This is a genomic window from Flagellimonas spongiicola (assembly GCF_023502425.1).
Classification (GTDB): domain Bacteria; phylum Bacteroidota; class Bacteroidia; order Flavobacteriales; family Flavobacteriaceae; genus Flagellimonas; species Flagellimonas spongiicola.
Window position 1 is genome coordinate 1,323,687 of sequence record NZ_JAMFMA010000001.1, and the last position, 11,929, is coordinate 1,335,615.

12 protein-coding genes are annotated in these 11,929 nt (G+C 39.0%); 9 read left to right on the forward strand and 3 right to left on the reverse strand.

Going from position 1 to position 11,929, the window contains the following annotated elements; genetic code table 11:
• Positions 1-5: 5 nt before the first annotated feature.
• Entirely contained in the window at positions 6-1,160 is a 1,155-nt protein-coding gene (locus tag M3P19_RS06185) for a hypothetical protein (protein WP_249656762.1), read from the reverse strand.
• Between the two features lie 118 nt (positions 1,161-1,278).
• On the opposite strand from M3P19_RS06185, the gene M3P19_RS06190 reads away from it, so the two are divergent.
• From M3P19_RS06190 to M3P19_RS06230, 9 genes are all read left to right on the forward strand, one after another.
• Entirely contained in the window at positions 1,279-1,776 is a 498-nt protein-coding gene (locus tag M3P19_RS06190; protein WP_249656763.1) for an SRPBCC family protein, read from the forward strand.
• A gap of 56 nt (positions 1,777-1,832) precedes the next feature.
• On the forward strand, positions 1,833-3,140 hold the full coding sequence (locus tag M3P19_RS06195; protein WP_249656764.1) for a cryptochrome/photolyase family protein: 1,308 nt from the start codon (positions 1,833-1,835) through the stop codon (positions 3,138-3,140).
• 111 nt (positions 3,141-3,251) lie between these two features.
• On the forward strand, positions 3,252-4,679 hold the full coding sequence (locus M3P19_RS06200) for an amidohydrolase (protein WP_249656765.1): 1,428 nt from the start codon (positions 3,252-3,254) through the stop codon (positions 4,677-4,679).
• Positions 4,680-4,684: 5 nt separating this feature from the next.
• On the forward strand, positions 4,685-5,197 hold the full coding sequence (locus tag M3P19_RS06205) for a hypothetical protein (RefSeq protein WP_249656766.1): 513 nt from the start codon (positions 4,685-4,687) through the stop codon (positions 5,195-5,197).
• Positions 5,198-5,270: 73 nt separating this feature from the next.
• Complete coding sequence (locus M3P19_RS06210; RefSeq protein ID WP_249656767.1) at positions 5,271-6,272, forward strand: pirin family protein; 1,002 nt, start codon at positions 5,271-5,273, stop codon at positions 6,270-6,272.
• A 24-nt stretch (positions 6,273-6,296) separates the two neighbouring features.
• The gene (locus tag M3P19_RS06215; protein WP_249656768.1) at positions 6,297-7,160 is read left to right on the forward strand and encodes a polysaccharide deacetylase family protein; all 864 of its coding nucleotides are present in this window, start codon (positions 6,297-6,299) and stop codon (positions 7,158-7,160) included.
• Between the two features lie 192 nt (positions 7,161-7,352).
• Positions 7,353-9,350 (forward strand): tetratricopeptide repeat-containing sensor histidine kinase, encoded by a 1,998-nt coding sequence (locus M3P19_RS06220; RefSeq protein WP_249656769.1) that lies wholly within the window; start codon positions 7,353-7,355, stop codon positions 9,348-9,350.
• 64 nt (positions 9,351-9,414) lie between these two features.
• Positions 9,415-9,792 (forward strand): nuclear transport factor 2 family protein, encoded by a 378-nt coding sequence (locus tag M3P19_RS06225; RefSeq protein WP_249656770.1) that lies wholly within the window; start codon positions 9,415-9,417, stop codon positions 9,790-9,792.
• Position 9,793: 1 nt separating this feature from the next.
• Positions 9,794-10,399 carry a carboxymuconolactone decarboxylase family protein gene (locus M3P19_RS06230; RefSeq protein WP_249656771.1) on the forward strand — a complete coding sequence of 202 codons (606 nt, stop codon included), beginning with the start codon at positions 9,794-9,796 and terminating at the stop codon, positions 10,397-10,399.
• On the opposite strand, the gene M3P19_RS06235 is transcribed toward M3P19_RS06230, so the two are convergent.
• Both M3P19_RS06235 and M3P19_RS06240 read right to left on the reverse strand, forming a co-directional pair.
• Positions 10,390-11,205 (reverse strand): sugar phosphate isomerase/epimerase family protein, encoded by an 816-nt coding sequence (locus M3P19_RS06235; RefSeq protein ID WP_249656772.1) that lies wholly within the window; start codon positions 11,203-11,205, stop codon positions 10,390-10,392. The two genes, M3P19_RS06230 and M3P19_RS06235, sit on opposite strands and share 10 nt — an antisense overlap.
• Positions 11,206-11,208: 3 nt before the next feature.
• Positions 11,209-11,916, reverse strand: coding sequence for a phytanoyl-CoA dioxygenase family protein (locus M3P19_RS06240; protein ID WP_249656773.1), 708 nt, complete (start codon positions 11,914-11,916; stop codon positions 11,209-11,211).
• Between the last annotated feature and the right edge of the window lie 13 nt (positions 11,917-11,929).

The window sequence follows — 11,929 nt, forward strand, 5'->3', positions numbered from 1 at the left end:
AACTACTATCGAATTACAAAGGGCTTAGCGATCCTGCCACCTCGCAGATGAAAGGAAATAAAGTAGGTGGATGGTTTTAAAATAGAGGTGTCTATTGTCCCTATTTTATCGGAATCACTGATTGGAGAAAGTATCCTTCGTCCACTTGCATCAAAAATGGCATAGCCAAAAAGATCATCGTCCACGTTCAATACATAATTTAAAAATAGCATGCCTTCTGGCTGATAAAGAATCAACTGGGAACCATTTTGTTCAGGGTCAGGTTCTGGTTCAGGTCCTGGCTCAGGTTCGGGATTTGGACTGTTCGGTAGCTCAAAAGTGTATAAGGCGGTGGGCAATTGAATAGCCGGCGAAGTCCTTATGAATTCTTCCGAACTAACATAATAAGTATCTGGTCCAAATGCCACACTTTCAATCTGACTTAGGCTTAGGTCAGTTGAAAAATTCGTAACCGTTCCTGAAAATATGGAGTCAATTTGTGGATTTTCTATTTGTACCACGAAGGGTGCCAAAAACTGAGAATACCCTACAAGTACAATCTTATTGCTTTGAATGTCATAAGTAGCTCCAGTCACTAACCCATCAATTTGATAGTCATCCAACCTTGATGCAATATGCGTTCCGGGCTGATTGGAAATTGAATAGGCCACCGTACCCATACTGGTCCATTGTTTCGTGAAAATAATCAGCTCACCATTAGAACTGATTAAAGCCTCCGCGTCCCAGTCGGTGTTCGGGTCTGTGGTAAAATCAGTTTGATCCTCATAAGAAAACGCAATAACCTCTGCATCCACAGTATCCGAATTAGAAAAATCAGATTTCGCAATGCGAAAAATTTTCAAGTCAATTCGGTTTCCATTGTTATTACCGAAATCCCCTATATAAATGTATTGTTCATCTTGGGCTATATCTTCCCAATCCACATTGTTAACGCCATTGACCACTACAGTGCGTTGTATTGTGCCATCTACAGGATTCAAAACATACAGCTCCGCCGCGTTGCCTGAATCATTGTGGGTAATTAAACTATTATCAAGAAAAATCAACCCTGAAGTTTCCTTTACGTTGGATGGCAGTTCAGAAACCAGATTTAATGATAATTGACCTTCAATTCCTTGGGGAATCAAATAGAGCAATAGGATATATGCAAGTTTCTTCATAATTCAGAAAACGAAATTTGATATTGGAAATTACCCAATCACAAGGTCATTTTTGTTTTTCGATATTTTTGTTTAACTATTATTTCTTTTTGTTAAACATTTTTACTAAATTTGAGATATGTCTTTATATCGTATACATAGTAAACAAACACTTCCAATTTCCAAGGATTTAGCTTGGGAATTTTTGTCCAACCCTAGAAATCTTCAAAAGATAACTCCAAAATCAATGGATTTCAAAATCATCGCAGGTGCGGACAGGACTATTTTCCCAGGACAAATCATCGAATATATCGTAAAACCTTTTCCGTTTTACGATGTGACGTGGGTTACCGAAATTACACACGTTGAACACGGGAGTTACTTTGTAGATGAACAGCGCTTTGGACCCTATAGCTTTTGGCATCATAAGCACTTTATTGTAGAAACAAGCAAGGGTGTTGTAATGGAGGATATAGTGGATTATAAGCTTCCTTTCGGTACACTAGGGCGATTGGTGCATCGCCTATTTGTAAAAAAACAACTTGAGCGAATTTTTGAATATAGAAAGGCAAAACTTGAATTGATTTTCGGCCCCACGGATACCATAGCTCCAAATCTGGTATTACAAACTGTTTAGCACACCCACTCCCCCATCAAAAATTAGCTAGACATAACAATAATGAGTATTTACCAATGAGTACGCCCGTGTCCATTTTTTGGTTTAGAAGGGATTTGCGTTTGGAGGACAACGCGGCGCTCTGCTATGCTTTGGAGCGAAGTAAACAGGTCTTACCCATTTTCATATTTGACAATGAAATTCTGGAAAAATTACCAAAATCCGATGCAAGGGTAACTTTTATCCATGATTGTCTTAGGCGATTAAATGCATCATTACAGCAACAGCATAGAAGCGGAATAGCATGCTATAAGGGTACACCCATTGACATCTTCAAAAAACTAATGAAGACGTTAGTCATTGAAGCTGTTTATACCAATCGAGATTATGAACCTTATGCCGTCAAAAGAGATAAAGAAATTCAAAGTTTACTTAATGACAACGGTATAATTTTCAAACACTTTAAAGATCATGTGATTTTTGAAAAAAATGAAATTTTAAAAGATGATGGTACTCCTTATGTAGTTTATACACCTTATAAGAAAAAGTGGTTGCAGCAATTGAATCCTAGCAAACATTTAAAAAATTATGGGATTGATGGATTTACAAATTTCCTAAGTGCCACTCCGCTTCCATTTCTGGAACTTGAGGATATCGGCTTTGAGAGATCAAAACAAGTTGTTCCTGAATATAACATACAAGCCGATTTAATCGACAACTACGAGGAAACACGAAATATCCCATCGTTGGATAATGGCACATCACATCTTGGTCCGCATCTAAGGTTTGGGACTGTTTCTATTAGGCGAATGGTTGAGGTCGCATTAAAATCTGATAATGAAACATTTTTAAGTGAACTGATATGGCGTGAGTTCTTTATTCATATCCTTTGGCATTTTCCGCATACGGTCACCAAAGCCTTTAAACCAAAATATGACCGAATCCAATTGAGAAACAACGAATCGGAATTCAATCTTTGGAAAACAGGAAGAACGGGATATGTGTTGGTGGATGCCGGAATGCGCCAATTGAACAAAACTGGATACATGCACAACCGAGTTCGTATGCTTGTAGCGAGTTTTTTATGCAAACATTTATTGATTGATTGGAGATGGGGCGAAGCCTATTTTGCGCTAAAATTATTGGATTATGAGCTCGCAAGTAATGTTGGTAATTGGCAGTGGGCATGCGGTTCAGGTGTAGATGCAGCTCCTTATTTCCGCATTTTCAATCCAAAGCTTCAAATGGACAAATTTGATGCTCATGGCTCCTATATACAAAAGTGGGTGCCTGAATTTCAAGAACTTACCTATCCCCAGCAAATTGTCGACCATAAATTTGCCAGAGAACGCTGCTTAAAAGTGTATAAAGCAGCGGTCGGTTGATTCATTTTCAGTATTTTTAAAGATGGTTTTATTGCTTTTGCCAAGTTTAATTTAAAATGAGGTGGAAAGCGCAAACCTTCCTGATTTCGGACTAATTCAAAATTCCAAATAATGAAAAGACTATCAACCCTAATGCTACTAGGTTTACTATCGGTAAATCTAGGGGCACAAAAAATGAATTCCACCAAGAAAGCTATTATCGCATCGGTAGAATCGCACAAAGAAAACTTGATTAAAATCAGCGATTCTATTTGGGCTTATGCGGAAACTGCTTTCAATGAATCCAAATCGGCAGAAGTTCTTGCTTCCTACGCTGAAAAAAACGGATTGACCGTTACTAGAGGTGTGGCTGGAATTCCCACTGCATTTACTGCGACTTATGGCTCAGGTAAACCGGTCATTAGTGTGCTAGGTGAGTTTGACGCACTTCCAGGCCTATCGCAAAACACAGTACCCACCAAGGACCCAAGAATAGATGGTGCACCTGGTCACGGTTGTGGACACAATATGTTTGGGGCTGCAAGTTTAGGCTCAGCAATCGCAATAAAAGAACAAATTGAATCTGGAAAACTAAAGGGAACCGTAAAATTCTTAGGAACACCAGCTGAAGAGAAATATTTTGCAAAGGTATGGATGGTGCAAGCTGGGCTTTGGAGCGATGTTGATGTTAATGTTTCTTGGCATCCAGGTGCCAATATTGAAGCAGATGTACAAAGTGGGCTATCGCTTATCGATTTTATCGTTGAGTTTTATGGTCAGGCAGCACATGCATCTGCAGATCCATGGAATGGAAGAAGTGCTTCCGACGCATTAGAGCTTTACACTACTGGTATGAATTATTATAGAGAACATATAAAACCCACTTCCAGAATCCATTATCACATTCAAGATGGAGGTCAGGTAGTGAATGTGGTACCGGATTATTCCAAAATCTGGGTTCGGGTAAGAGATCCAAAGAGAAAGGTTATGCTCCCCACCTATGAAAGAGTAAAGAAAATGGCGGAAGGCGCAGCAATTATGGCTGACGTAGATTATAAAATATCCTTGGTTTCTGGCATCTATGAAACCCTGGTAAATCGAGCAGGTGGAGAAATCATGCAAAACAACCTAGAGTTACTAGGACCTATATCCTACACTGATGAGGAGGTCGCTTTTGGAAAAGGAATTCAAAAGGCCACTGGTAAACCAGAAGTAGGTATGGATAGCAAAATTGAACCACTACGCGAAACAGAAAAGAACCCTGGTGGCGGCTCAACTGATGTTGGCGACGTTAGTTGGAATGTACCAAACATTAATTTGAGCGTTACTGTCGCTCCTAAGGACACACCTTGGCATTCCTGGGCTGTGGTTGCTTGTGGTGGAATGAGCATTGGCCACAAGGGAATGGTATATGCTTCTAAAGCTATGGCAATGACCATGGCGGATCTATTCGAAAACCCAAAATTGGTCGAAAAAGTCAAAGAAGAATACAAAACACGAAAAGGTGATGAAAAATACGAGGCCATGATAGATGGTCCTCCACCAATTGGTAGTAATTAATTGTAATGAAAAACATATTTTTAATAAGCCTGCTTTTTGCAGGCTTATTTCAGCTTAAGGGGCAGGAATCAAAATTATCATTTTTTGAACCCTTGATGGGTAAAACCTGGAGCGCCGAAGGAAACTGGGGTGATGGTTCCAAATTCAAACAGGATATTACATTCCGGTTTGGACTAAACGATCAAGTTGTAATCGCAGAATCCAATGGATACACCAATCAGGAGCAAACCACCTATGGCCCTCGCAATCATGGTGTACGTAAATTTGATACGGCCACTAATTCCGTGAAGTTTTGGGAATTTGATGTTTTTGGAGGTTTAACGGAAGGTACAGTTACGGTAAATGGTAAAGATATCATTTACACCTACCGCTATGGTGAATCCGTTGTAACCGATTATTGGGAATACGTTAATGAAAACACATACAACTATACCGTTGGCGACTATGAAAATGGTACCTGGAATCAAAAATACCTAACAACCAAATTCATTGCACATGTTGCTACGAAACCAGAATAAAATTAGCAAAGTCCCCATGAGCAATTAATTGGAAATAAACACTACAAATCATTAGAAATACCCAATATAAGATATGGCAAATCCTATACTACAGACATTTGCATTAGGTTTTCCCTGGCAAACCCAAGATCCGTTTTTATTCTGTGTCTATCATTTAGATCATTATCCAAAAGGTAATGGCGAATTGGGTCCTGATTCCAAACTTTTGGAAGGACGTAACATTGGTAATGATTTTACCATAAAAGATGGATGGCGCATGTATCATGGTCAAACCATTCCAGGTTTCCCATATCATCCGCACCGTGGATTTGAAACCATTACAATAGTTAACAAAGGGTTCTGTGACCATTCAGATTCCTTAGGTGCCGCTGGTAGATTTGGACAGGGAGATGTACAATGGATGACGGCCGGAAGGGGCGTACAACATTCTGAAATGTTTCCCTTACTCAATACCGAAACTGACAATCCTCTGGAATTATTTCAAATTTGGTTGAATCTACCGAAAGCAGACAAGTTTGTGGAACCGTATTTTAAAATGCTATGGCACGAAGATATCCCTATTATTGATGAAGGTAATGCCCAAATAAAAATAATAGCTGGGAATTACAAAGGCACCCAAGCCAATGATCCTGCTCCAAATTCTTGGGCGGCAAAGGATGAACATCAGGTAGCTGTTTGGAACATACATGTGGACGCCAACAGCGAGTATGTATTGCCAAAAATTGACACTTTAGCCACCCGTACCTTATATTTTTATGAAGGTTCTGAAATATTTATTGGTGACCAAAAGATAAATGCAAATTTTGGAATCGCTTTAGACCCATTTCAAGAAGTGACGATCAGAATTGGCTCAGAAAAAGCTCATTTTCTTATGCTTCAAGGTAAACCTATTGATGAACCTGTGGCAAAATACGGTCCCTTTGTCATGAACACCGAAGAAGAAATCCAGCAAGCCATGGAGGAATATCGTCTGACACAATTTGGTGGATGGCCTTGGCCTTATCCAGACAATGTACATGATGCTGATAGCGGTCGCTTTGCAAAGTATCCTGACGGAACCCTAATCGAAAAATAGCAAAACTTTAAAAGGAGGTATCATATGAACCTGGCCCAAAAACTAGGCTACCCCGCTAATACCAAACTATTGATGATCCATGCGGATGATGCAGGATTATCCCATTCTGAAAACTTGGCCACAATGCAATCATTGGTAAAGGGTGTGGTCAATTCATATAGCATTATGGTGCCGTGTCCCTGGTTTTATGAAATGGCACTCTGGGCAAAAAAACACCCACACTGTGATCATGGAGTGCACCTTACGCTGACTTGTGAATGGGAACGCTATCGATTCGGTCCTACTCTACCCGCCTCGGAAGTTCCTTCCTTGGTTGATGCAAACGGTCATTTTTATAAAAAACGTGAAGAGGTGCAACAATATGCAACGGTTGCTGATGTAAAAAAAGAACTTACCGCCCAGATTGAGACCTTCCTGTCCTATGGCCTTACTCCATCGCATCTGGATTCCCATATGTATAGTGTGGGTTCCCGTCAAGATCTTTTTGAAGTATATAAAGAACTGGGTGAGAGATACAAACTTCCCATACAACGTGGCAGGGATTTAACCGATATGGTTGGTTTGGAGGACAAAGAACCTTTATCGGTAAATGCGATACCTGTGGATAAAGTACATATTGGTGATATGGCCTACTTTGAAAAAGGGAAGCTTTGGGATTATTATGAAAGTGTTTTTGATAATCTGATTGAAGGATTTAATGTAATCCTTATACATACGGCATTTGATGATATGGAAATGCAGGGCATAACAGTAAATCACCCAAATTTTGGGGCTGCCTGGCGACAAATTGATTACGACTTCTTTACCAGTGAGTTAGCTAAAAAATTAGTTGATTCAACAGCTATTCAGTTGGTTAACTGGACAACTATCCAAAAAATATTGGTTTAGTTCGTCATATTCTTACATTAAAGTTTTAGTATTCTCTATCAAGCGACCACTATTGCAATGTTGATGACGGATTGTAATCCTTGGCTTGTTAAAATCTGTAAGTTAATGAGACGTTTACCTTTCTTGCTGGTTTTCGTCATGGGAATTGCCTAAATTTAAGTTTACAGCCTCTCCATAAATCATCTATTCCCTATGAAATTGACGTGTTACGTTACACTGTTTGTATTTGTTTTTAGCTGTAAAATTACGACGCTTGTTGCTCAGACTAAAACCATCGATAGTATTTCCGAATTATTAGTTAAAGCCAAGGACACCAACAGGGTTAAGCTTCTATTGCAAAAAGGTGACTTGGTACGTGATCATGATAAAGACCGCGCCCTTGCCATTTTTGATGAGAGCATTCTTGCAGCAAAAAAAATTGACTACGCAAACGGTGAAATAGACGGTATACATCAAAAGGCAATCACCTATGGGATGGCTGGGGATTATGTGGAATCCCTTAATTATTTAAGCCAGGGAATACAATTGGCCAGGGAACATAATAATTTGGAAAGACTTTCTCAATTGCACAAAACCTCAGGTATTGTTTATAAACGATTAGGTGATTATTCCACCAGTCTTGAAAACTATCTAAACAGCTTGGAAATCATAGATTCCTTGGGAATTAAAAATGCACCATTGCATGTGAATATTGGTATTCTCTACGATTTGCTGGAAAACAAAGAAAAAGCCATTGAACATTTTGAAAAAGCAATTGATGAAGCATCGGATGAAAGCCGGGACGACACGGAAAATTCCGTACTGGCAAATTTAGCTGTTATGGATTTTGCCAGTGGAGATTATGAAGCCGCATTGGAAAAAAATTTACGGAGAGCCGAATACGCAAAAAAAATAAAGAACAACTTAGATTTGTGTAGGACATATGCCAATATAGGAGGATGCTATTTAAAATTAAAGGATTGGAACAAATCCGAATTCTATTTTCAAAAATCATTGAAAATTGCAGAACAACTATCACTAAAACCACAAATAGCATTATACTATTACAATCTCGCGAATTTACGTTTTGAACAAGAACGGTACCAAGACGCTATAACCAGCATTAATGAAAATCTAGATCTTGTTGCGGAGCTTAACGAATATTCGCTTTTCAGAAAATCCCATGATTTAGCATTTCGAATACATCAAAAAGCCAATCGATTACCAACTGCAATCCATCATTTAAATAGGACCATGGCCTATGGTGATAGCTTGATGAACGCGACCAAGGTTAAAGAAATACAGCAACTCCAAATAAGACATGATGTAAGTTTAAAAGACAAGGAACTAAAAGAAAATGCCCTTGAACTGCAACTGTTGAATACTCAAGTCGCATCCAATCAAAAAAGATTGTTGTACTTATTAATTATCACACTTTTATTATTGGTCACCGCAGGATTGATTTACCGCCAGTTCAGAATCAAGAAAAAATCCTATGCGGTTTTGGAGGAGAAAAATGATATGATCTCCAAACAAAATAAAACGATCGAAACCATTAATTCAGAGCTTGAAAAGCGTATGCTGCGAGCGCAAATGAACCCGCATTTCATATTCAATAGCTTGAATTCCATTCAATATTTAATTACTACCAATGACAGAGTCAATGCGCTCAAATATCTGACCAAATTCTCCAAATTATTGCGTCAAGTACTGGAAAGTTCAATAAACATAAGTCTCGTGCTTCGAGAAGAAATGGAGTTACTTAAAATATACTTGGAACTTGAATCCTTGCGCTTTGACAATTCCTTCAAATATGAAATCAAAATAGACGAAAATCTGGATATAGAAGAACATGAATTACCCATGCTATTGGTACAACCGTATATTGAAAACGCCATTATACATGGATTAATGCCAAAAGATGGGGACAAAACCCTTCGTGTAAACTTTAAAGATTCCGATGCTTTTGTTATCTGCGAAATTGAGGATAATGGTGTGGGAATACAGAAATCCATTGCCAGCAAAAGAAAAAAACCTTCACGGGGAATGGCCATTACAGAAAAGCGCATCCAAGCCCTAAAAAAATACACTGACCAGGAACTATTGAAAATCGAAAACCTCAACAGTGGAAAACAAACAGGTACACGTGTGACCATATTAATTCCAAAACAAGGAATACATCAAACGTTTGACTCCAAACAAGCAGTCTAAATTCCAAAATTAAAATACATTTGAAAGCAGAGTTGATTCTCAAAACTTAAAATGCCACTCAACTATGAGCATAGAACAAAACAAAAAAAATGCAATTGCATTTTACAAGACTGCTTATCTAGGTAATCCGCAATTGGCAGTTGAAAAATACGTCGGGAATGAATACATACAGCACAACCCTGATGTAGCGGATGGGACCCAAGGGTTTATACGATATTTTGAACGCATGCAAACCGAGTATCCACAAAAATCCATTGAATTTGTGCGTTGCATTGCTGAAGGAAATTTAGTAGCGCTACATACCCATCAAACCTGGCCAGGAAATGATGAATACGTAACTATGGATTTCTTTAGATTTGATGCAAACGGTAAAATTTGCGAGCATTGGGATGCCATTCAGCAAGTACCAAAAAAATCCGCAAACCCTAATACCATGTACTAGAATGGCTTGGATCAAAACTATTACTTACGAAGAGGCCACACCTGATTTAAAACGAATCTACGACCGGGTAAAAGGACCGAACAATAATGTAGATAATGTGCTGGGCATACACAGTTTACGACCGCACACGCTCGTTGGGCATATGGCCTTGTACAAAAACGTTTTGCATAATTCCAACAACCAACTACCCAAATGGTATTTGGAGGCTCTTGGGGTTTATGTAAGTCATTTGAATCAATGCAGCTATTGTTTTGAACACCATTTTGAAGGTTTCAAACGCTTATTGAATGATGACCAGCGCGCAGAGCAGTTCAAAGTAGGTGTTATGGCGGATAATCTTACTGAGGCTTTATCTGAAGCCTATTTTGCTGGAAGCAGCTATGCTAAAAAGCTCACATTGAATCACTCAAGTATCTGCCGTGAGGACATTGAACATCTTAGAACCGTTGGATTTACGGATGGAGAAATATTGGAAATCAATCAGGTAACCAGCTATTTCAACTATGTGAACAGAAGTGTTGTTGGTTTGGGAGTCGATACCAAAGGAGATATCCTCGGTCTATCACCAAATGACAGTGATGATCCCAATAATTGGAGTCATTCCTGATGCCATGATTCTTCTATTTGTTGTTTTATGAATTGGTTGATGTCCCATTGATCACCCATAATCTCATCGGTTTGTGGATGACGCAAGGCATATGGAACGGGTCCGTATTCTGGCGTAATGGTTATCCACTTTCGACCAGAGGATTTTGCGTTTTCCAACATGGCTTTCCACCAACTTTTAAACACCTCCAATTCCTTAGAATAAATAGCATTGCGTGGGTCGATGACTTGAGGAGATTGACTGGAACCGACACGGGCATGAATGTGAAACGTATGCTTTATGGCCATTGCTACAGCTTTTTGTTGGTTTTCAAGCAATGATTCGGCAACACAGCACCAATGCGATAAATCTGAAGTCAATTTTAAATGTGTCAATTGTTTCAAATACGATTTACAAATATGGGCGGCAAAGGGAAAACGTGATCGGTGCGTCTCGTGTGCAATAGGAATACCGGTTTCCGTTTCAATACTTTGCGCCAATTGAATCAATTCCAAGTTTTGGGCCGTCGTAAAGAAATCACGTCCAGTATGGGAATTTATCAATAAGGGTTTAGCTTCGGCAAGGTTTCTTAAATGAGTTTCGTATTGTTTTTTATGCGCCGTAAAATCATCAGTTTGTGTTTCCCAATGCTGGCCAACAAATTCCAATCCGAACTCCCGTAAAATTGAAATGATCTCGTTTTTACTGTTATTTAGAGGTAAATCTATCTCTACGCCGTGGTAACCATGTGATTTAACTTTGGCCAAAAAGACTTTCCAATCCAATTGTGCGCTTCCCCATCTTGGGTAAATCCATTTTATCTCCATAAGCTATTTGTTTCTTACTTTTCGCTCGCCTGTATGATCCACCCCTTGTTCTCGCTCCAATGAAATCATGTCTTTAGGCCTAAAATTCAAGATTAATGCCCGCCTTTGCGTATTTGTGGAGTTGCCTTTGCTATAATGAAAAGTAAAACCATCATGAAAGGTGCATCCACCTTCATCCAAAGGTATACATTCAGCATTATCAACATTGGTTTCACAACATAATGCACCTCCCTTTGCACTAGGTTTATGTGGCAAAACTTGATCATTTCCTTTCGGAATAAACCACATACAACCATTAGCTTCATAAACGTTGTCCAATGCAATCCAACAACTAACAGATCGCTTATCCGGCATCTTTATCCAATATGCGGCATCTTGATGCCATGGAGTTGGCGTATCTGTATGTGGTGCCTTGTTAATCAACATATCAAAATCCAGTTCCATATCCGGGCCCAATAAATCTTTGACAATAGTCGTAACCAACTCATAGGTATTGGTTTGCAGTAATTTTGGTTCATTCATACTAGGACGCATAATTTGGGTTATCCGCTCGGTATTACTATCCCCGCCTGCCAAGTCACTTCGTAATCCTTCGGTTTTTGTTTCGTCTTCCAGCAGATTATTATAAAGCTCCTGAAGTTGTTTAACCTCATAAGGGTTTATCAGTTTTTGAACTTTAAAATAGCCTTGTTTCAAAAATAAATCCTTCATCCATGGAATATTA

Coding starts and splice junctions, on each gene's coding strand:
- M3P19_RS06190 (WP_249656763.1), top strand. CDS start 1,279: ATGTCTTTATATCGTATACATAGTAAACAAACACTTCCAATTTCCAAG.
- M3P19_RS06225 (WP_249656770.1), top strand. CDS start 9,415: ATGAGCATAGAACAAAACAAAAAAAATGCAATTGCATTTTACAAGACT.
- M3P19_RS06205 (WP_249656766.1), top strand. CDS start 4,685: ATGAAAAACATATTTTTAATAAGCCTGCTTTTTGCAGGCTTATTTCAG.
- M3P19_RS06220 (WP_249656769.1), top strand. CDS start 7,353: ATGAAATTGACGTGTTACGTTACACTGTTTGTATTTGTTTTTAGCTGT.
- M3P19_RS06230 (WP_249656771.1), top strand. CDS start 9,794: ATGGCTTGGATCAAAACTATTACTTACGAAGAGGCCACACCTGATTTA.
- M3P19_RS06200 (WP_249656765.1), top strand. CDS start 3,252: ATGAAAAGACTATCAACCCTAATGCTACTAGGTTTACTATCGGTAAAT.
- M3P19_RS06185 (WP_249656762.1), bottom strand. CDS start 1,160: ATGAAGAAACTTGCATATATCCTATTGCTCTATTTGATTCCCCAAGGA.
- M3P19_RS06240 (WP_249656773.1), bottom strand. CDS start 11,916: ATGAAGGATTTATTTTTGAAACAAGGCTATTTTAAAGTTCAAAAACTG.
- M3P19_RS06210 (WP_249656767.1), top strand. CDS start 5,271: ATGGCAAATCCTATACTACAGACATTTGCATTAGGTTTTCCCTGGCAA.
- M3P19_RS06195 (WP_249656764.1), top strand. CDS start 1,833: ATGAGTACGCCCGTGTCCATTTTTTGGTTTAGAAGGGATTTGCGTTTG.
- M3P19_RS06215 (WP_249656768.1), top strand. CDS start 6,297: ATGAACCTGGCCCAAAAACTAGGCTACCCCGCTAATACCAAACTATTG.
- M3P19_RS06235 (WP_249656772.1), bottom strand. CDS start 11,205: ATGGAGATAAAATGGATTTACCCAAGATGGGGAAGCGCACAATTGGAT.